The 19,742-nt window shown below is 55.4% G+C and carries 23 protein-coding genes and 1 tRNA gene; 16 read left to right on the top strand and 8 right to left on the bottom strand.

What is annotated here, in order from left to right; genetic code table 11:
* Positions 1-84 precede the first annotated feature (84 nt).
* Entirely contained in the window at positions 85-885 is an 801-nt protein-coding gene (locus ACT2B1_RS10180; protein WP_171121417.1) for a DUF2059 domain-containing protein, read from the bottom strand.
* Positions 885-1,727 carry a DUF2059 domain-containing protein gene (locus ACT2B1_RS10185; protein WP_481667682.1) on the bottom strand — a complete coding sequence of 281 codons (843 nt, stop codon included), beginning with the start codon at positions 1,725-1,727 and terminating at the stop codon, positions 885-887. Before ACT2B1_RS10185 ends, ACT2B1_RS10180 begins: the two co-directional genes overlap by 1 nt.
* Before the next feature lie 124 nt (positions 1,728-1,851).
* Here ACT2B1_RS10185 and ACT2B1_RS10190 point away from each other — a divergent pair.
* The 9 genes from ACT2B1_RS10190 (at position 1,852) to ACT2B1_RS10230 (ending at position 10,478) form a co-directional block, all read left to right on the top strand.
* A tRNA-Ser gene (locus ACT2B1_RS10190) sits at positions 1,852-1,941 on the top strand.
* A 177-nt stretch (positions 1,942-2,118) separates the two neighbouring features.
* The gene (locus ACT2B1_RS10195; protein WP_481667683.1) at positions 2,119-2,577 is read left to right on the top strand and encodes a hypothetical protein; all 459 of its coding nucleotides are present in this window, start codon (positions 2,119-2,121) and stop codon (positions 2,575-2,577) included.
* Between the two features lie 206 nt (positions 2,578-2,783).
* Positions 2,784-3,812 (top strand): alcohol dehydrogenase catalytic domain-containing protein, encoded by a 1,029-nt coding sequence (locus tag ACT2B1_RS10200; RefSeq protein WP_171240821.1) that lies wholly within the window; start codon positions 2,784-2,786, stop codon positions 3,810-3,812.
* 75 nt (positions 3,813-3,887) lie between these two features.
* The gene (locus ACT2B1_RS10205; RefSeq protein WP_171121413.1) at positions 3,888-4,763 is read left to right on the top strand and encodes a branched-chain amino acid ABC transporter permease; all 876 of its coding nucleotides are present in this window, start codon (positions 3,888-3,890) and stop codon (positions 4,761-4,763) included.
* A gap of 4 nt (positions 4,764-4,767) precedes the next feature.
* Positions 4,768-5,865 carry a branched-chain amino acid ABC transporter permease gene (locus ACT2B1_RS10210; protein ID WP_481667684.1) on the top strand — a complete coding sequence of 366 codons (1,098 nt, stop codon included), beginning with the start codon at positions 4,768-4,770 and terminating at the stop codon, positions 5,863-5,865.
* Positions 5,862-6,626 carry an ABC transporter ATP-binding protein gene (locus tag ACT2B1_RS10215; protein ID WP_481667685.1) on the top strand — a complete coding sequence of 255 codons (765 nt, stop codon included), beginning with the start codon at positions 5,862-5,864 and terminating at the stop codon, positions 6,624-6,626. The genes ACT2B1_RS10210 and ACT2B1_RS10215 overlap by 4 nt, the downstream gene beginning before the upstream one ends.
* Entirely contained in the window at positions 6,623-7,396 is a 774-nt protein-coding gene (locus tag ACT2B1_RS10220; protein ID WP_481667686.1) for an ABC transporter ATP-binding protein, read from the top strand. Before ACT2B1_RS10215 ends, ACT2B1_RS10220 begins: the two co-directional genes overlap by 4 nt.
* A gap of 5 nt (positions 7,397-7,401) precedes the next feature.
* The gene (locus ACT2B1_RS10225; RefSeq protein ID WP_481667687.1) at positions 7,402-9,288 is read left to right on the top strand and encodes an AMP-dependent synthetase/ligase; all 1,887 of its coding nucleotides are present in this window, start codon (positions 7,402-7,404) and stop codon (positions 9,286-9,288) included.
* Between the two features lie 29 nt (positions 9,289-9,317).
* The gene (locus ACT2B1_RS10230) at positions 9,318-10,478 is read left to right on the top strand and encodes an ABC transporter substrate-binding protein (RefSeq protein ID WP_481667688.1); all 1,161 of its coding nucleotides are present in this window, start codon (positions 9,318-9,320) and stop codon (positions 10,476-10,478) included.
* A 60-nt stretch (positions 10,479-10,538) separates the two neighbouring features.
* On the opposite strand, the gene rpsI is transcribed toward ACT2B1_RS10230, so the two are convergent.
* The 3 genes from rpsI to ACT2B1_RS10245 form a co-directional block, all read right to left on the bottom strand.
* A complete protein-coding gene (gene rpsI, locus ACT2B1_RS10235) occupies positions 10,539-11,024 on the bottom strand; it encodes a 30S ribosomal protein S9 (RefSeq protein ID WP_170388395.1) in 486 nt (161 codons plus the stop codon).
* A gap of 6 nt (positions 11,025-11,030) precedes the next feature.
* The gene (gene rplM, locus ACT2B1_RS10240; RefSeq protein WP_039536983.1) at positions 11,031-11,489 is read right to left on the bottom strand and encodes a 50S ribosomal protein L13; all 459 of its coding nucleotides are present in this window, start codon (positions 11,487-11,489) and stop codon (positions 11,031-11,033) included.
* A 163-nt stretch (positions 11,490-11,652) separates the two neighbouring features.
* Positions 11,653-13,056 carry an aminotransferase-like domain-containing protein gene (locus tag ACT2B1_RS10245; RefSeq protein WP_171240825.1) on the bottom strand — a complete coding sequence of 468 codons (1,404 nt, stop codon included), beginning with the start codon at positions 13,054-13,056 and terminating at the stop codon, positions 11,653-11,655.
* A 98-nt stretch (positions 13,057-13,154) separates the two neighbouring features.
* Here ACT2B1_RS10245 and ACT2B1_RS10250 point away from each other — a divergent pair, with 98 nt between their 5' ends.
* A complete protein-coding gene (locus tag ACT2B1_RS10250) occupies positions 13,155-13,382 on the top strand; it encodes a DUF1127 domain-containing protein (RefSeq protein ID WP_171121406.1) in 228 nt (75 codons plus the stop codon).
* A gap of 56 nt (positions 13,383-13,438) precedes the next feature.
* On the opposite strand, the gene ACT2B1_RS10255 is transcribed toward ACT2B1_RS10250, so the two are convergent.
* On the bottom strand, positions 13,439-13,882 hold the full coding sequence (locus ACT2B1_RS10255) for a PaaI family thioesterase (RefSeq protein WP_171125096.1): 444 nt from the start codon (positions 13,880-13,882) through the stop codon (positions 13,439-13,441).
* Between the two features lie 58 nt (positions 13,883-13,940).
* On the opposite strand from ACT2B1_RS10255, the gene ACT2B1_RS10260 reads away from it, so the two are divergent.
* The 4 genes from ACT2B1_RS10260 to gluQRS all read left to right on the top strand — a co-directional run bounded on the left by ACT2B1_RS10260 (position 13,941) and on the right by gluQRS (position 17,856).
* Entirely contained in the window at positions 13,941-14,726 is a 786-nt protein-coding gene (locus tag ACT2B1_RS10260; protein WP_171240826.1) for an enoyl-CoA hydratase, read from the top strand.
* A 256-nt stretch (positions 14,727-14,982) separates the two neighbouring features.
* Complete coding sequence (gene trmFO / locus ACT2B1_RS10265; protein ID WP_481667689.1) at positions 14,983-16,323, top strand: methylenetetrahydrofolate--tRNA-(uracil(54)-C(5))-methyltransferase (FADH(2)-oxidizing) TrmFO; 1,341 nt, start codon at positions 14,983-14,985, stop codon at positions 16,321-16,323.
* Between the two features lie 37 nt (positions 16,324-16,360).
* On the top strand, positions 16,361-16,975 hold the full coding sequence (locus tag ACT2B1_RS10270; RefSeq protein WP_481667690.1) for a class I SAM-dependent DNA methyltransferase: 615 nt from the start codon (positions 16,361-16,363) through the stop codon (positions 16,973-16,975).
* Positions 16,972-17,856, top strand: a complete 885-nt coding sequence (gluQRS, locus tag ACT2B1_RS10275; protein WP_171240829.1) for a tRNA glutamyl-Q(34) synthetase GluQRS — start codon at positions 16,972-16,974, stop codon at positions 17,854-17,856. The genes ACT2B1_RS10270 and gluQRS overlap by 4 nt, the downstream gene beginning before the upstream one ends.
* Here the strand turns inward: gluQRS and hisI are convergent.
* On the bottom strand, positions 17,842-18,231 hold the full coding sequence (hisI, locus tag ACT2B1_RS10280) for a phosphoribosyl-AMP cyclohydrolase (protein ID WP_481667691.1): 390 nt from the start codon (positions 18,229-18,231) through the stop codon (positions 17,842-17,844). The genes gluQRS and hisI overlap by 15 nt on opposite strands.
* A 48-nt stretch (positions 18,232-18,279) precedes the next feature.
* Between hisI and ACT2B1_RS10285 the strand changes: the two genes are divergently transcribed.
* The gene (locus tag ACT2B1_RS10285) at positions 18,280-18,732 is read left to right on the top strand and encodes an iron-sulfur cluster assembly scaffold protein (protein ID WP_481667692.1); all 453 of its coding nucleotides are present in this window, start codon (positions 18,280-18,282) and stop codon (positions 18,730-18,732) included.
* A gap of 59 nt (positions 18,733-18,791) precedes the next feature.
* Positions 18,792-19,430 (top strand): MarC family protein, encoded by a 639-nt coding sequence (locus ACT2B1_RS10290; protein WP_171121398.1) that lies wholly within the window; start codon positions 18,792-18,794, stop codon positions 19,428-19,430.
* Between the two features lie 185 nt (positions 19,431-19,615).
* On the opposite strand, the gene ACT2B1_RS10295 is transcribed toward ACT2B1_RS10290, so the two are convergent.
* Positions 19,616-19,738 (bottom strand): hypothetical protein, encoded by a 123-nt coding sequence (locus ACT2B1_RS10295; protein ID WP_256367685.1) that lies wholly within the window; start codon positions 19,736-19,738, stop codon positions 19,616-19,618.
* Positions 19,739-19,742: the final 4 nt, after the last annotated feature.

Raw genomic sequence — 19,742 nt, forward strand, 5'->3', positions numbered from 1 at the left:
TAATAACGAGACCCGGCGCGGAAAATCCGGCCGGGATGCGCGCTTATCCATAGATTGAAGAGGAAAGTCAACATCAAATACGGTTTACAGGTCCGATCCGCTCAGGACATGCGAAACTGCTAGACCGAGGCGGTAATACACGTCGTCGTACATACGATTGAAGCCAAGAAAAAACGCATCATTCATGGCACGGCCCGTGTCCGTTCGCGAGAATGCAATGTTTTCACGCATCTGTGCCTCGGTCAGTGGCTGATAGGCCAAAAGCAGGAAGGAATACAACCACGTAACGGTTTCCCGTTCAATGTTGTCTTTGTCGAGAAGCAATTGCTCAATCAAGTCAGTCCCGTCACCGCCAGCATCTTCTGTGAGTGCACGGAAAAAGTTGTAGTCGGCGTTTAGGGAACTCTGGACATTCTTTTCGATCAGGTCGTTGACCTCGATATATTCGTCAATCAGCCGATAAGATTGCGAGGATCGGTCGATTGCGAAATAGCTGTCCTGCGCCATTTCCTTGATGGTTTCGTCCTGAATTGCCAATCGAGCCGAGTTTTCAAGCGAAACAATCGTTTGACCCAAGTCGCTTTCAAAAAACACGATTGCGCGGTCCAACTGGCTGTCTGTCAGGGTTTCGAGGAAGGCCATGGAAATCTGATCATGTATCCAGTCCGGATTATAGATGTCTTCTATCTGGGTGTGAAAGTACTCACCGCCTGAGTTTCCCAGAAAGGTTTCGTTCATCGTGTGCGCTTGCGCTTTACCTTCGCTTGTCAGGATGTCGACAACCTCGGACAGGCGCAGCGCCTCCATAAGGCGGTCCACTTTTTCTGCGGCACTCAGCGGAGTGATCCACAGCACAGCGACGAACAAAGTGGTCAAGAAGCGCATCAGATATCCTGTGCGGGATGTAGATCCGCCATTCGTACTGCCAGCACCTCGAACTTCATCGCCATGATTTCGTACTGAATCGCGTTTAACAATTCATATACTTCCTGCATTAGGGGGTCTTCCAACGCTTCGGCATAGGCGATCACCTCGTCGTCGGAAAAGCCTTGATAGGTGTACGCCGCGCCTGCCAGTGCGGAAAGCTGCAAAGCCTGTCGCATACCGATTTCGTTTTGCTGCATCATCTGGCGCAGTTCGTCGGCGCTAAGCTGAAGGTCAATGACGCCGGACGCGCTGGCGGCCAACAGGAATCGGACCTGGATTTCCTGAAGGGCGCGCAAAGCCGTACCACTGGCGTCAATGGCCGTGTTCATGCGTTTGAGGCTTTCCACCCTCTTGGATCCCTCCTGGACCAAACTGGAAACGATTTCCTGACCCTCAAGCTGTTTGGTGTCGTCATCCTCGATCATATGAGAATCGTTCTCGGCCTCGACCAGACGCTGCCCAAGATCCGAGGCATAGAACTCGACCGCGTGGTTCAGCGCATCGTCGCTGAGTGTTTGTTCCAATATCGACACGGCCGTTTCGTGCATGTCTTCGGTGTCAAAGACCTCTTCGGTCAGGCGTGTCCAGTCCGAGCCGAATCCCTCGGGGTCAATTCCCAGCATTTGCGGTGCCGACGCCGACGCCAGCGCGATGCTTTCCAATGCGACGTCGAAACCGGTGGTGGTTAGAAAGGCTTCGATCCGGTCCCTATCCGCCGCACCAGCCGGAAGGGACAGTGTGGCAAGCGTGGCAACAAGGGCTGAAATCGACTGAAAGGCAGAGCGTGCAGAGTGTATCATGGTATCAGAGCCTAGGCGTTTTACGCCAACAGGCAATGGAAAATCCCGTCAGATTGAATTTCAGGAATTTTCTGCTTGCACCCCTGCGCGTTCCTCACTAAATCCCCCCCTCACAGACCCCCGCGGAGAGGTGCCGGAGTGGTCGAACGGGGCGGTCTCGAAAACCGTTGTGGGTGCAAGCCCACCCAGGGTTCGAATCCCTGTCTCTCCGCCACTATCCCCAAATGTATTGTGCGCTTTTTTGCCTTTGTGGCGCGATGTTGCCGGTGTTTCGCATGGGATCGGCGTTGCCCGGCTTAAACTCGCTTATTGATGACGTGGCCGAGGATTTCCCCTTGGATAATCCCTATCTTTAAGCCATCCCGGTTACACATATTCTGAGGAGATTTCGATGTCGCGTACTATCGTGTTAGGTGTAGTGGTCGCCGCTATTGGTGCTGGTATCTACTACTATTTGAATCAACCCGAGCCGACCCCAGCGGAACGGTTGCAATCAGCGGCTCAGGATGCAGGTGATGCCGTCAGTGACGCCGTGGAGTCGGTTACAGAACAGGCCTCTGACGCAACAGATCAAGCAGGTCAGGCAGCGGCGGACCTTGCAAATCAAGCTGGCGAAGAAGTGGCTGCTTTGGCAGAGCAAGGTCAGGATCTACTGAATTCCTGGATCGAAGAAGGCACGCTGACGGTGCAAAATTTCGATTATGATGCGATGGTCGCGTCGGTCCAGAACAGCGCATTGGCGCAGGATATGAAAACGAAGGCCATATCCATTCTGGACGAAATCAAAGCCTCTCCTGAATTGTTCGCAGCAAAACTGCAGGAATTGCAGGCCTTGCTTCAGGGACAATAAAAAAAGCGGGCCGCCAAATTGGTGGCGGCCCGATGCGTTGGCCGCGTGGCGGAGTTCCGTTAGGTAAGTCTCCGACAAAGTTGACGTAGCGCGAAACCTTTGTTTGGCTGACTGAAAACCTGACACGTACCTGGAAGTGTTTTCGCGAAGTCTTGTCAAAATTTTTGGCACGGCGTGGAGATAACACCCAAAGAAGAGGATTTGCGATGGCCGCCCTGCCCTCTAAAATGTTTGCAGTTATTCAGACGCATGACGGCTATTCGGACACAGCCTCAGGACCATTCATTGATGATGCCGCCGATTGGCTTGCGGAAGCTGATCTACCGGTACCGGTACCCGGTCCCGGACAGGTTTTAATCAAGCTGCGGGCTTCTTCTGTAAATCCGTCGGATATCCATTTCATCAAAGGTGAATACGGCCAGCCACGTGTCAAAGGGACCGCAGCGGGGTTCGAAGGCTGTGGGGATGTCGTGGCAACGGGCACAGGCGCCGAGGCGTTACAAGGGAAACGCGTGGCTTTTATTGCGGCGGGCGCTGGGGCTTGGGCCGAATATGTCGTGACACAGGCGCTGATGTGTATTCCGCTTCGACCAGATGTCAGTGACGAGGATGGATCGGCACAGATCGTAAACCCGCTGACCGCCATTGCCATGGTCGATATCGCAAAGAACTCGGGCGAGGCCTTCATCGTGTCTGCGGCGACCAGCCAGTTAGGCAAGCTGATGTGCAGCTTGGGGCGCGACCTGGGGCTAAAGCCCATCGCGATCGTTCGTCGCGCAGATGCAGTTGAAGCGTTGAAATCCTTGGGGGCGCACGACGTGCTGGTTACCTCGGATTCAATGATGCTGGAGAAATTTTCCAAGCTGAGTTCTGAGTTGAAGCCACGGGTTTTTCTGGACGCAGTTGCTGACCAGATATCTGAGCAGATTTTTTGCGCCATGCCTAACGGTGCACGTTGGGTTTGTTATGGCAAGCTCAGCACGGAAACCCCCGCGCTGACGCAGACCGGCCAGTTAATTTTTATGGGAAAGCAGATTGAAGGGTTCTGGTTGACGAAATGGATGACCTCGACTCCGCCTGAGGATCAGATGCGCGTTGTTGGTGAAGTGCAGGCGCGTTTCGCTGACGGTCGCTGGAAAACGGATGTATCGCAACGGCTTCCTCTTAGGAACGTGGTGACGGGTCTGGCGGATGCGCTGAAAAAGGGTGACGGCAAGGTGATAATCGCGCCATAGTAGAACAAAGCTCTGGACAAAGGAGGATGTTCGGAGCGCCAAAAATACCGGTTGAACCGGTAATGGGAGGTGAACTTGGATAACGCTCAGCTGTTGATCAGCGGGCTGGCGAACGGCTGTGTCTATGGCCTGATCGCTCTTGGCTTTGTTTTGATTTATAAGGCGACCGAAGCTGTGAATTTCGCGCAAGGCGATTTCATGATGCTGGGGGCTTTCGTCACCATCGGGCTTACAAATACCGAATATATGGGGCTTCCTTTCTGGATGGCGTTGCCGATCTCGTTGGGGATCATGGGTGCGCTGGGGTATTTGCTGGACCGGTTGATCATCCGAAGACTGTTCGGTGAAAGCCAGACGGCGGTTGTGATTCTGACTATCGCATTGGGCTTCGTGATCCGGTTTGCCGCGGGTTTGATCTGGGGGCACGAGCCGCAAACGCTGCAGAACCCTTTGGCCGGGAAAGAGGTCCGTTTTGGCGGCCTCGTGCTGGGGATGGAGGATGTTGCGGTTATCGTCGTCACAGTCTTGCTGACTTGGGGGCTATACATCTTCTTTAGCCGCACGAAGCTGGGATTGGCCATGCAGGGGGCATCGCAAAACCAGTTGGCGGCCTATTACATGGGTATCCCCGTCAAACGTGTTCAGGGGTTTATCTGGGGGCTAGCTGGCGTGGTCGCTGGTATCGCGGGTATCCTGTTTGCCGCCAAAGGTTCGGTCGATCCAACTACGGGCCTGCTGGGGATCAAGGCGTTTGCCGCGGCTGTGATCGGCGGGTTCGGCAGCCTGCCCGGTGCGCTGGCCGGAGGGTTGATCGTCGGCGTCATCGAGCCCTTTGCCAGCCGCTACATCGCTGCAGGATACAGCCAGATTGCACCTTATGCGCTGTTGCTGGCGGTGCTGATCTTCCGCCCCAACGGGCTGTTCAGTCAGGTTCGGGTCAAAAAGGTCTAGGCATATGCGGATTGTTTTCAAAACCAACTACATGCAGGACATCCGGCCTTGGAAAGACGGCTATCAGCTTGGGCTTTACCTTGCTCTGCTGGCAGTGGTGGCGGCGGCCCCCTGGTGGCTGGACGACTTCTATCTGGGTGAGCTGACGAACGTCCTGATCTGGGCCATCGCCGGTCTGGGCCTGATGGTGCTGACGGGCCACACCGGGCAAGTCAGTCTGGGCCACGCGGCGTTTCTAGCTTTTGGCTGCTATGCCAATGTCATCCTGCTCGAGGCCGGGGTACCCTTCCTGATCGCTTTCCCGTTAGCCGGTATCCTAACAGGCATCGCCGGCGTGACGGTCGCCATCCCTGCCCTGCGGTTGCACGGTATTTACCTCGCGATCTTCACCATGGCACTTTCGATTCTGATGGATGACGTGATCGTACTGGCCGAGCCTCTTACGGGCGGTGTCGGCGGAAAATTCATCGGAGGCGTAAATATCTTTGGCCTGACGATCGACCGTTGGGGTACCCCTGTTCAATTCTTCTGGCTGGTCTTGGGCGTTACGGTTCTGGTCACGCTGGGCTATATCAATCTGCTGCGTGCACCTTTGGGGCGCAGCTTTATCGCCGTTCGCGACTCTGAAGTTTCAGCGCAGGCGATGGGTGTTGATATCGCGCGGACCAAGATGATCTCATTCGCGCTATCCTGCGCCGTCACTGGATGGGCGGGTGCGCTGATGGGGATGTTCTCGGGCGCGTTCAACAATGAAACCTTCAGCGTTGTGATCTCGATTCAACTGCTGATGATGATCGTGATTGGTGGGCTGGGGTCGATCCACGGCGCATTTCTGGGTGCTGTTGTTATCGGGTTCCTTCCGCAATTCCTGTCGATCTCAAAGGAATATGTGGGCGCTCTGTTCGGCGGCAATACCGTTGCTATTCCAGGGCTGGAGTTCGGCATCTTCGGCATGATTCTGATCGCTTTCATCCTGTTCGAACCGATGGGCATGTATGGCCGATGGCTGAAAATCCGCACATGGTTCGAACTGTTCCCCTTCTACCGCAAAGACATGTTCAAACGTCAGAAATCTTACCTCAAGACGGAGCGCCTGAGATGAGCTTGCTTGAGTTCCAGAACGTGACCCTGAAATTCGGTGGCCTGACGGCGGTGAATGACCTGTCCTTTGCGGTTGAGGAAGGCGAAGTCTTTGCCATCGTTGGCCCCAACGGCGCGGGCAAGTCGACCGTGTTCAACCTGTTTTCGCGGTTCTACGATCCGTTTGCCGGGTCGATCCGTTTTGACGGGCATGATCTGCTGCAGGTCAAGCCCTCGGGCGTGGCGGCGTATGGCGTGGCGCGGACGTTTCAGAATATCGAATTGTTCGAACATGCGACTGTGTTGCAGAACCTGCTGGTCGGGCGGCATCGGCACCGCAAAACCAACCTGCTGTCCGAGGTGCTGTTCCTGCCTTCGGCTCGTCGGCAAGAACTGGAAAACCGCGAAAAGGTCGAGGAGATCATCGACTTCCTCGATCTTCAGGCGTACCGCGACAAGATGATCTCGGGCCTGCCCTACGGAGTGCGCAAAGTGGTCGAGGTCGCCCGCGCATTGGCCACCGATCCCAAGCTGCTGTTGCTGGACGAACCGGCCTCGGGCCTGTCGGTCGAGGAAACAACGGATATGCGCTGGTGGATCGACGATATCCGGCGGCAGATGGGGATCACGGTACTGATGGTGGAACATGACATGGGGCTGGTCTCGGGCGTGTCTGACCGGGTGTTGGCAATGGCCGATGGCGCGATGCTGGCGCTGGGGACACCGGCGCAAGTGCAGTCCCATCCGGCGGTGGTCGAAGCCTATCTGGGGAAAGCCTCATGAGCGCGCCGATCCTGACCATTCGCAATATCGAAAGCTTCTATGGCCCGATCATGGCCATTCGCGGCGTGTCGCTGGACGTACATCCCGGGCAGATCGTGTCGATCCTGGGCGCGAACGGTGCAGGCAAGACGACGCTGATGAAAACCGTGTCAGGCGTTATGGACCCAGAAAAGGGCAAGATCACCTTTGACGGCGACGAAATCCAAGGATCAGAGCCGCATAAGGTCGTGCAAAAAGGCATCGTCCATGTCCCCGAAGGACGCGAAGTGTTTCCGCTTCTGACGGTCGATGAAAACCTCAGCCTCGGGGCCTATACGGCGACGGATAAGGGACAGATCGACCATGACCGCGAGCTGGTGTTTTCGTACTTCCCGATCCTCAAAGAGCGCCGCAATCAAGAGGCCGGAACCCTGTCGGGCGGACAGCAACAGATGCTGGCAATCGGGCGTGGGCTGATGGCGAACCCGAAGATCATGCTGTTGGACGAGCCCTCACTAGGGCTGTCGCCCCTACTGGTGCAGGAGATTTTCGGCATCCTAAAACGCCTTAATGACGAGCAGAACAGGACCATGATGCTGGTCGAGCAGAACGCCAACGCTGCGCTGGAGCTAGCGCATCATGGGTACGTGATGGAGGTCGGGCGCATCGTGATGGATGGCGACGCAGATGTCTTGATGAAATCCGAAGACATCCAAAATTTTTATTTGGGCGTTCAGGAAGAAGGCGCGCGGGAAAACCGCCGCTGGAAACGCAGAAAGACCTGGAGGTGAGTGGAATGAATATCAGCACCCTGCCCCCTCAGACCAAGATCAACGGCGTGCAATTCAACGCCACCCCCGGCCAACGCCCCGTGCTGGTGGACGAATGCCAGACCATCAGCCAGCTATTCCAAAAACGCTGTGCCGATCTGGGTACGCGCACGGCGCATCGGGAAAAGGACTTCGGCATCTGGAAAGCCTATTCCTGGGCAGATTACTGGCAACACGCAAAGTGGATCGGGTTGGCCCTGCGAAAGCTGGGTTTGCAAAGGGGTGAGGTTGTCTCGATCCTGTCCGAGGACCGCAAGGAATGGGCCTGGTTCGATATGGGAATTCAATGCGTGGGCGGGATCGCTTCGGGGGTCTACACGACTGATTCCGCCAATCAATTGAAATACTTGGTGAATGACAGCGATAGCCGGTTTCTGGTGGTCGAGAATGAAGAGCAACTGGACAAATTCCTTGAAATCGAAACCGAAGTTCCCGGCCTGTTGAACGTCATCATCCTTGAGGATGAGGGCCTGCACGATCTGGACCACGACCGTTGTATGATGATCGACGCCCTATACAACATCGGGCGTCAGGCCGAGGCCGAAGAACCCGATCGGTTCGAGGCCGAAATCGCCTTGGCATCACCGCAGGACACGGCCCTGCTGGTTTATACATCGGGTACGACGGGCGCTCCCAAGGGGGCAATGCTGAGTCATGAAAATGTTCTGGCGGCAATCGAGTGTGGCGCCAATTCTCTGCCGACCCATGAAACGGATGAGCAACTGTGTTTCTTGCCGCTGTGCCACATCCTGGAACGGGATGTGTCCGTGTATTTCCCATTGGCTGCTAAGTGCGTGGTTAATTTCGCAGAAAGCCCCGAGACTGTCTTTTCGAACCTGCAAGAGGTTTCTCCTTCAACCTTCACCGCGGTTCCGCGCGTTTGGGAGAAAATATATTCTCAGGTCCAGATCATGACGCAGGATGCAACCCCTGCTGGTCGTGCCGCTTTTGGGATGGCGTTAAAGGCGGGGCTTGCCCGGGCAGAGTACATTCTGTCTGGCCAACCCGTGCCTGCGGGTGTGGCTGCAAAATTCTGGCTGTGGGACCGCCTTGTGCTGCGCAACCTTCGCCGAATGCTCGGCATGGACAAAATGCGGCGGGGCGGTAGTGGGGCCGCTCCGATCTCGACCGATCTGCTCAAGTGGTATTGGGCCATTGGTGTGCCGTTGGTCGAAGGATTCGGTATGACGGAGACCTCTGGCTTGGCGACGCTGAATACCATCGAGGACAATAAGATCGGCACGATTGGCAAACCGGTTCCCGGCAATGATGTTCGCATCTCAGATGAAGGTGAGATTCAAATCAAGGGGCTGAACGTCTTTCAGGGATATTGGCGTAATAACGCAAAAACCGCCGAGACATTCACGGCCGATGGCTGGCTGAAAACCGGTGACATGGGGCAGATTGACAAGGAAGGCTATGTTTCCATCACAGGCCGGTTAAAGGACATCATCATTACCGCAGGTGGCAAGAACATCACCCCGGCCGAGATCGAAAGCCGACTGAAATTCAGCCACTATATCTCGGACGCAGTGGTGATCGGTGACAAGCGAAAGTTCCTGACGGCGCTGATTATGATAGATCAGGAAAACGTCGAGAAGTTCGCGCAGGATCGAAAAATTCCGTTCTCTAACTTTGCATCTTTGTGTGCAGCAGCCGATGTGAAGGATCAGATCGCGTCAGAAGTTGCAGAGGTCAACAAAGAGTTCGCGCGCGTAGAACAGATCAAGGATTTTCGTCTAATCGACGTTTTGCTGACAGCAGATGACGATGAACTTACTGCGACCATGAAACTTAAGCGCAGCTTTGTCGAAAAGAAACACGGGCACCTTATTGAAGACATGTACAAATAGACAAGGGATTACCCAAAGGGAGGAAAAACATGAGGACTCTGATCAAAGGGATGGCTGCAGCCACTGCGCTGACCGCTTCGGCGACATTCGCCAGCGCGCAAACTCAGGGCGTGACAGATGATGAGATCGTCATCGGATCGGTCAATGATCTGAGCGGTATTTTCGCTGCGGTTGGTGTGCCGTCCACCAAGGGGGCCAACGTGGTGTTTGATCGCGTGAATGCCGAAGGTGGCGTGCACGGGCGCACGATCCGGTTTGTCGTTGAAGACAACGGTTATCAGATGCCGCGCGCGATGCAGGGCTATAACAAGTTGCTGAACCGAGACAAGGTTTTTGCGATGATGCAATCATTGGGCACACCTATGAACCTTGCAGGGTTCAAGCTGTTGGATCCAAAAGGTATTCCGAACGTTGCCCCTTTGACCGCCGCGCGTCAGATGTTGCAAGAGCCGATGAAGAACAAATTCACGTCCTTCTCGACTTACTTTGACCAAAGCCGTGTGGGTGTGAAATACATCGCCGACCAGTTCGGGTCGCAAAAGGTGTGCACGATGTACCTGCCCACGGATTTCGGCGAAGAAATTCTAGAAGGCAGCAAGGCCGGTGCCGAAGAAGCCGGAATTGAATTCGCCGCTGAAACAACGCACAAGCCTGATGAAACCGATTTTGTGGGATCGCTGAGCAAGCTCAAGGAAGAAGGCTGCGACATTGTAACGATGGCCTTGGGGGTCCGTCAGGTGATCACGGTCGTCGGAACAGCCAAGAAGATGGGTTTGGAGGATATGAAATTCCTCGGAACGTCGGCCAGTTTCCTGACCGTGGTCGCTCAGGTACCTGGCGGAGTGACCGACGGGTTTTATGCCGCCGCCTCGTGGCAGGACCTGTGGGCGCGTGCGGAGGAACCTGCCCCGGCCGCCTTTATCGAGGAATACAAAGCCGCAACCGGTGAAGACCCTGTAGGATTTTCGATGCTTGGCTACGCAGCGGCTGAAATGATGGTCAAAGCGCTGGAAGCCGCAGGGCCCGATCTGACGCATGACAGCTTTATCGCCGCGATGGAGTCGTTGAACTACACAGATGAGTTGGTTGGGAATGAGATCACCTACGGTCCCGACGATCACCAGGGTGCGGATACCGTCTATGTCAGTGTTGTTGACAACGGCGTCTGGAAAAAAGTCTACGAAGAATAACCGTTCCAAAGAAAAAGGGCTCGCAGACGCGAGCCCTTTCCAATTCGATATCCGCAGCGATTAACGCTTCGAGAACTGGAACGAACGACGCGCTTTGCGCTTACCGTATTTCTTACGTTCCACAACGCGGCTGTCGCGGGTCAGGAAGCCAGCGGCTTTCAGTGCGCCACGCAGCGACGGATCATAGAGTTGCAGCGCTTTCGAGATGCCGTGCTTGACCGCGCCGGCTTGACCGGTCAGGCCACCGCCTTTGACGGTTGCAACAACGTCGAACTCACCTTCTACACCGGCAACCTGGAAAGGCTGGCGCAGGATCAGCTGCAGAACGGGACGAGCGAAGTACTTGTCCTGGTCTTTGCCGTTGACGGTGACCTTGCCGGAACCCGGCTTGATCCAAACGCGGGCAACAGCGTCTTTACGCTTGCCGGTGGCGTAGGAGCGGCCCAGCTCGTCACGCACGGGCTCACGTGCGATGACTTCTTCGGCCACGGTTTCAACGCCTGCGACGGCGCTCAGCTCTTCGAGAGTATTGATCTGATCAGCCATCGGTCATTAGCTCCGGGTGTTTTTCTTGTTCATGGACTTAACGTCCAGAACTTCGGGCGCTTGCGCCTCATGAGGGTGCTCGGCACCGGCATAAACGCGCAGGTTGGTCATCTGCTGACGCGCCAGACGGTTGCCCGGCAGCATGCGCTTGACCGCTTGGGTCACGACGCGCTCGGGGTGTGCACCCTCGAGGATCTGCTGCTTGGTGCGGGATTTAATGCCGCCCGGGTGACCCGTGTGCCAGTAGAAGTTCTCTTCGCGCTTCTTGCCGGTCATCTGGATTTTGTCAGCGTTGATCACGATGACATTGTCGCCCATGTCCATGTTGGGTGTGAACGACGCTTTGTGCTTGCCACGCAGGCGCATGGCGACGATCGAGGCAAGACGACCCAGAACAACGCCTTCGGCGTCGATCAGGATCCATTTCTTGTCGATGTCTGCAGGTGTTGCAGAAAAGGTTTTCATGGCAGGATAGTCCTGTTTGATGTGAAAGACCGCCCCAAGACAGAGCGGCCCGAATTCGATGGAGCGTATTTAGAGGGGTGCGTGGTGCACGTCAACAACGTTAAGTCTAATAAAATTGTTTAATAACAAAGATTTGAAAAATAGGTATTATTTTACCCCATGATTAGACGCTGATTTGCTCGGGTGGATTGTCCAACAGGGATCTCAGCCGCTGCATTGCCTCTTCAAACCGTTCCAGAGACACATGGCCGTTCATTGCAATGCGCACCGCGTTTGGGGCGCGACCGTCACGCAATGCGAACTCGTCGGCCGACCTCAGTTGTATGCCTTCCCGTTCGGCAGCGCGGCTGAATGCGGCCGCGCGCCAGCCTGAGGGCAAATTCAGCCAGACAAATGGCACATCCGGCGCCCAGCTCAGGTCGAAACCGCCAAGAGCGTTGACAGTCACACGCACATATTCGCCCATTTTCAGGCGCACATCCTTTGCGATCCGTCGGGTTCTCGGGTCTGACAACAGTAACCGAGTCAATTCCGCCAGAGGCTGTGCAAGGCCAAAATACCCGTATTCCGCAGATCGACGCAGATCGACACTTCGTTCCCGCGGCGCGATCGCAAAGCCAACCCGCAATGCCGGTGTCAGCGTTTTTGAGATTGACGACACATGCCACCCGCGTTCCGGTGCCAGTGCGCGGTAGCTGGGTTCGCGGGCATCGCCCATGCGATAGCAGTCGTCTTCTATGATTTGCAAATCAAAGCGGCGGGCAATTTCCACGATTTCCTTGCGCCGCTCCAGCGGAGCGTGGGCGCCAGTTGGATTCTGCACCTCGGGCGAAACACAGACGGCCTGCGCGGCGGTTTGGCGCAAAACTTGTTCCATGGCTTGTGGATCAATCCCCCACTTGTCCATTTTCACGCCGACAACTTCGGCGCGCATCAACTCTCCGGCGCGGCGAAACCCTGCATAGGAAAGGTCTTCGACCAGAACGACAGGTTTAGGTCCACGCAAGATGGTTTGAAACACAAGGCAAAGTCCGTTCTGGCCGCCATGTGTCAGTACAATGTCGTCATGTGACAGCGCCCCCAACGGCAGGTCCGACAACCATTCGACCACAGTTTGTCGTACGGATTGATAGGCGTCGCGGGTCGGATAGTTCAGGAACAGCCCCGGATCTGCCTGCGAAACCTTGTTAAGGCATTCCCGGATAAGGGTCACCTGCCCCACATCTGCCAATCGCGGGCTGAACAAACTGACATTGGCATTGTATTTGTCGTCCCGCAGATGCAACTGCCGCGCCCAGACATCGTCCAGAATCGGTGATTTCGGAGGGGCCACGAATGTACCACGCCCGACTTCGGCTTGTAACAACCCCTCATCAGTCAGGATCGTGTAGGCTCGTGCAACGGTCCCGGGCGTGATTTGTAACCGATACGCCAATTCACGGACCGGTGGAAGCTTGGCTCCGACGTCCAGTAACTTGTTATCAATGGCTTTTCGAATTGTGTCGGCCACCAATGTATACTTGGGGCCTTTGGATTTTGGCAGTGACTCCGGCCAAATTGTATCCATTACAATTCTTCCTTTGATTTCGACACAATTGGAAATGTATCAATCACACATACCGAACATATTACGTTTGTGTCAATACAATTGAAAGGATACCCACTATGACACGCGCAATGCACACCCCCGCCCTTTTGCTGCTGAACGACAGCCCTCGGCTGCCTTTGATCGCTGCGCTGGCCGTGCGGTTTGCGGCGACTGTCACCAAGTGGGAACGTCAGCGCCGCAGCAGGGTCAATTTGTCAAAACTGGATGATCGGATGCTGCGTGATGTCGGGCTGACCCGCCATCAGGCAGACCGCGAGATCAATCGTCCGTTCTGGCACGGATAGGTTTTCCCCAGTCCCATAAGGGACCTCTTCCTTGGCCGGGCTCGCCCGGCCATTTTTTATCCAAAGGATTCGGCAGAAGACCCTTCCGGCGGAAGTGAATACGTCATTGTGGCCCGGGCAACCGGCTTGTCCGAACCTACCGAATACATAAGCACATCCCCGACCGCCAAAGTCCTTCCAAGCTTTAGCAACCTGCAACGGGCAATCATGTCCTTGTCTCCATCTGGTTTGCGCATGAAATCCATCGAGCATCCTGTTGTAACCGCAAGGGACAATCGCCCCTTTCGCGCAAGGATGAGCGCGTAAACGCAGACATCCGCCAAGCCGAACATCGAGGGCCCCGATACGGTTCCGCCCGGCCTCAGGTGCCTGTCCTCGACGACGAGTCGCATGACGATCGTATCTTTTGTCACGTCTTCAACGACAAAGTCATCCTGTACCTGCGGAAACACCTGCGCCATGTAATCCGACAGCTCTTCGCGGTTCAAAACCAACGACATACTTCCCCTCCTCGAATTGCCGACCTAGAGTTGGCCTCACATCAGATCGGAGGGCAAGATGGGAATTCTGGAACGTAGCGACACAGGTGCCGTTGCCAGGCTGAAGATGAACGCGCCGGATCGCCTGAATGCCCTCAGCGAGGAAATGCTTGCTGCTCTGCAAGCGGAACTTGATGCGCTTCGAGAGGACAGTTCTATTCGCGTCGTTATCCTTTCGGGGGCCGGGAAAGGGTTTTGCGCTGGCCACGATCTAAAGCAGATGACCGCTGGTCGTCAGGCTGAAGATAGAGGAAAGGCGTATTTTCAGGACTTGTTCGCCCAGTGCACCCGAATGATGCTGTCGATCCAATCTCTTCCTCAGCCTGTTATTGCACAGGTACATGGGATTGCGACTGCAGCGGGCTGCCAATTGGTTGCCAGTTGCGATCTGGCGGTTGCTGCCGAAGGGACGCGGTTTGGTGTCAACGGTGTGAATATCGGCTTGTTTTGTTCAACGCCGATGGTGGCCCTCAGCCGCAATATCCCGCGAAAGCGTGCTTTCGAAATGCTGACAACAGGCGACTTCATCTCGGCGGAACGGGCGTCTGAACTGGGTCTGGTCAATCGCGTGGCACCAGAAATGCTGCTGGAACACGAGACACAGGCGCTGGCAGATCAACTGGCGACCAAGCTTGGATCAGCGGTGAAAATCGGGAAACAGGCCTTCTATCAGCAACTGGAAATGCCCATTGAACAAGCCTACGCGTATACGGGTGAGGTAATGGCACAAAATATGCTGCATCGGGATACCGAAGAAGGAATATCTGCATTTATCGAAAAAAGGCCGCCAAATTGGGATCAATAAGGCGACGATATTAAACCTTTTTCGCCACTGTTCGTATTTTTGGACTTTTCAAAAGGGCGACACTGTGGCAATGCTGAGACAAGGCTAAGGCCTTGCTTAAACTTTTGGGTCGCCGTGGGCGGAAGGTCCCTCCGAGCTGGTTTCTCTCACTGGCGTTGACATTCCCGCAGCGGCGATCCCAAAAAACCTCCCCTTTTTCTTTCCCCTGATCAACAGTCGTTTGCGTTGGCGTGCGCTCTGCCCTATGTGGCAGCACATGACACAGACATTGCATATCGTGGGCGGCGGCATGGCCGGGTCCGAAGCAGCTTGGCAAGCAGCGGAAATGGGCGTTGACGTGGTCATCCACGAAATGCGGCCCAAAGTTGGCACCTTTGCGCATCAAACCGGTAACCTGGCCGAGATGGTGTGCTCGAACTCGTTCCGATCGGACGATGACGAGCAGAATGCGGTTGGGCTGCTGCATTGGGAAATGCGCGCGGCAAACGGTTTGATCATGACCACGGCTGATGCACACCGCTTGCCAGCCGGTGGTGCGCTTGCCGTGGATCGCGACCCGTTTGCCGAGGCCGTGACCGCAAAGCTCAAGTCGCATGACCGTGTGCAGATCTCGGAAGAGGAAGTGACCGCCCTGCCCGATGATGGCAAATGGATCTTTGCGACGGGGCCTTTGACTTCGACAGCGCTCGGAGATTCGATCCGCGCGGAAACCGGAGCGGACTCGTTGGCGTTTTTCGACGCGATTGCACCAATCGTCTATGCAGACAGCATCGACATGAGCAAAGCGTGGATGCAATCGCGATACGACAAAGGCGAGACCGAGGAAGAGCGGACCGCCTATTTGAATTGTCCAATGGATCGGGAACAGTATGAGGCGTTCATTGATGCGCTGTTGGCCGCCGAAAAGACCGAGTTTCACGAAGGCGAAACTGCTGGCTATTTCGACGGCTGCCTGCCGATTGAGGTTATGTCTGAACGCGGGCGCGAGACTCTCCGACATGGCCCTATGAAACCAGTCGGCCTTACCAACCCGCATCAGCCTGATGTGAAACCCCATGCGGTTGTTCAGCTTAGGCGCGACAACGCGCTTGGCACGCTGTTCAACATCGTGGGCTTTCAGACCAAGATGAAATACGGCGCTCAGACTGAGGTGTTCCGGATGATCCCTGGTCTGGAAAATGCAAGCTTCGCGCGTCTGGGCGGTATCCACCGGAACACTTTCATCAATTCGCCCACGCTTTTGGATTCGCAAATGCGGTTGAAGTCCAAGCCCAACATTCGATTTGCCGGGCAAATCACTGGTGTTGAGGGTTATGTGGAAAGCGCGGCCATGGGATTGCTGGCGGGGCGTCTGGCCGCCGCGGAAATCCTTGGGCAGGATATGCCGACGGTCCCGCAGGACAGCGCCACGGGTGCCTTGATTCACCACATTACAGGCGGGGCCGAAGCAAAGACGTTTCAGCCCATGAACGTAAATTTCGGCCTGTTTCGTCCTGTTGATGGCCTCAAAGGGGGCCGCCGAGGGCGGAAAGACCGTTACAAGGCCTACACAGACCGTGCCAAGGCCGAGTGGTCCAAGTGGCTGTCACATTGCTGACTGGACGCAGCCCGTGTCAGCGGCCTAACATACGGGCATGAACGACGATTACCTAAAAGACGCGTATGGGCTGGACACACCCGAAGCCACGCGCGCGCACTATCAGAAATGGGCGTCGTCATACGATTCCGAAGTGGCTGCCCATGGCTATGTCACTCCCGGTCGCGTTGCCGAGGCGCTTTGGTCGCATATGCCCGAAGCTCAGACGCCTGTTCTGGACTATGGCTGTGGCACTGGTTTGTCCGGCGAGGCGCTGCACGCGGTTGGATTCAGGGTCATCGACGGCGTAGACCCTTCACCAAAGATGTTAGAAGGCGCCGAGGCCAAGGGGGTTTACAGACGGTTGTCGACGTTCGATCTGTCCGACCCAAACCCTTTGCAGCAAGGTGCGTACAAGGCGATTGCCGCCATTGGTGTCATCAGCGTCGGCGCCGCCCCGCCCGAGACATTTGATCTGTTGATGAATGCTTTGCCCAATGGGGGTCTTCTGGCATTTTCATTCAATGATCACACACTTGCAGATCACACTTATACCTGTCGGCTGAACGATTGGCTGGACATGGGGGCGACGCGCCTGCTGTTTCGTGAGCATGGCCCTCATCTGCCGGGGATGGACCTCAAATCAGATGTCTATATTGTTGAAAAGTCGTGACATTCGTAACTAGGTTTGCGCCCTCTCCGACGGGCCCCCTGCATCTTGGACATGCGTATTCGGCGCTTTTGGCCTGCGATATGGCCACGTCGCATGAGGGTTCATTTCTTCTCAGGATAGAAGACATCGACCGCGCACGTTCGCGTCCGCAATGGGAAACCCGGATTTTCGACGATTTACACTGGCTTGGAATTACTTGGCCCACGCCGGTTATGAGACAATCTTTGCGGCTGGATGTGTATGAGCACGCCCTTGAAACGCTCTGGAACAATGGTTTGCTTTATCCTTGTACGTGCAATCGCCGCGATATTGCTGCAGCCGTTGGGGCACCGCAGGAAGGTGCCCCTTTGCTTGGGCCTGATGGCATAATCTACCCGGGTACATGCCGGAAAAAATCGGATAGAACCGGACCGATGCCACGAACAGTACCGCTGAGATTGGACATGGTTGCGGCGGTGGATCGCACAGTTGATTTGTTTGGAAAATCGGCAGGGTTTCAAGAAGATGGAGTGGGGCCTGAAGGTGAAACCGGGTGGATTACTTTCAGCGGGCAAGAAATGATCGAAACGATCGGTGACGTCGTTTTGTCCCGGCGGGATATGGGCACTTCATACCACCTGTCCGTTGTATTGGATGACGCGGAACAGGGCGTTAGCCACGTGGTACGCGGGCAGGATCTGTTTGAGGCAACACGGATCCACATTCTGTTGCAGTCTCTGCTTGGCTTGACCTCTCCGGTTTACCATCATCACAAATTGATCCGTGATGACACCGGCAAACGACTAGCAAAACGTGACGATGCGCGCGCGATCGCAAAGTACCGCGCCGAGGGCCAAAGCCCGGCGGATATAAGGGCGATGGTGGGTTTATGTCATAGGTGACATTAGTTCGATCTCGTCACCTTCCCGAACGGCAGTATAAAAACAGCTCCGCCGATTTGTGTGGCAGGCCGGGCCGGTCTGATGAACGAGAACAAGCAAGCAATCGCGGTCACAATCCACACGGAAATCCACCAACTCCTGCGTGTGGCCAGAGCTTTCTCCTTTGATCCAAAAGGACTGACGTGAACGCGACCAATAGGTGATGCGGCCCGTTTCCAGCGTTTTTTTAATGGCTTCCGCATTCATCCACGCCATCATCAGAACTTCGCCCGAAGTTTCGTCCTGAGCAATGGCAGGGATAAGACCCGCATCGTTATATTTCAAAGTGGTCGGGTCGAATGTGGCGCTTGCTTGCATCATAAAAACCTTTTGCATCCGGGTGGATGCTCACTATGTATGAGGAACAATCAACGAGGAAAAGCCATGTCCGGCGATAATGACCTGATTAAGTTATACTCTGGCCGAATTCTGGCGCTGGCTTCGGATATTCCCCATTTGGACCGGCTTGAGAATCCGGACGCGACGGTGAAGAAACGCTCGCCTCTTTGCGGATCGACCGTGACCGTTGATGTGAAGGTTCAGGATGGGCATGTTGCGGAATTTGGGCAGGATGTGAAAGCCTGTGCCTTGGGTCAGGCATCGGCCGCCGTTGTTGGGGGCGCTGTTATCGGGGCAACCAGAGCGCAGATAGAAACGGCGCGCGATCAACTGGCCGATATGCTCAAAAAGGATGGCCCTGCCCCTGACGCCCCGTTTGACGGGTTGGAGGTTTTGATGCCTGCCCGCGAATATAAGAACCGCCATGCTTCGATTCTACTTGCTTTGGACGCAACGGCCGAAGCGATGGAGCAGGCTGAACAAGCAAACTGCGCGTAACCATAGTTTTTTCTGGCAATTCAGTCTAACCTCCTGCGAAATCAGGGGGAGTTTGTGACTTGAACAACTTGCTGGAACATTTCGTCACGCTTTGGGTTGTGATTGATCCCATCGGCACGATCCCCGTTTTCATTGCCGTTACCGCCGGGCTGGAGGCTGCAGCAAGGCGCAAGATGGCGTTGGTTGCATCAATTATCAGCGCTGGAATTCTTCTGTTCTTTCTAGTCTTCGGGCAATTGCTGATCGAGGCGCTGGATATCGGGCTGAACTCATTTCAGGTTGCAGGCGGCATTATTCTGTTCCTGTTCGCGCTGACCATGATTTTTGGCGAAAGCAAGCAGGACACTGAACAACGCGCCGCCGAGGAAGATATCAAAGACCAGATGCACCAGCACAACCCGGCCATTTTTCCGCTGGCGGTTCCATCTTTGGCCTCGCCCGGTGCTATGTTGGCCATCGTAATTCTGACGGACAACAACAGATACAGCGTTGCTGACCAGGGAATTACGGCACTTGTCATGATTTCGGTCGTGGCCATTGCATTTGTGCTTATGCTGCTGGCCGAGCCTATCATTCGGCTGATTGGCCATTCCGGTGCCGCGATCATAAGCCGTGTCATGGGGATGATATTGGCCTCTGTCGCCGTGAACTCTGTTCTGTCGGCGATGCTGGAAATTATGAAAACCGGGCAATTGTAAAAAAACCGCCGCACCTTCCGGGCGGAAAGGGCGGCGGCAGGATGTGCGTTTCTCGTGTGGGTCCGGAGGTCCGCACGGGGCCGAGGCAAGGCCCCTTCAAGGGAATTGGGACAGGCAGGTCACCCTTGACTGATATGGGGATGACAGCGCGGGTTTGGTCGGCACGAGATCGCAGGCAGAAAAGGTTAGAACGCTCCGGGCAGGTGGAGGGCAACCATCAGAATAACCACCAAAGAAACGGCACCGGCTGCATCCTGCAAAAGCGTAGATTGCGAGCGGGTGATGGCGGTCTTTATCTGGGTCAACATGGGT

It is taken from the genome of Ruegeria sp. S263, assembly GCF_056780525.1.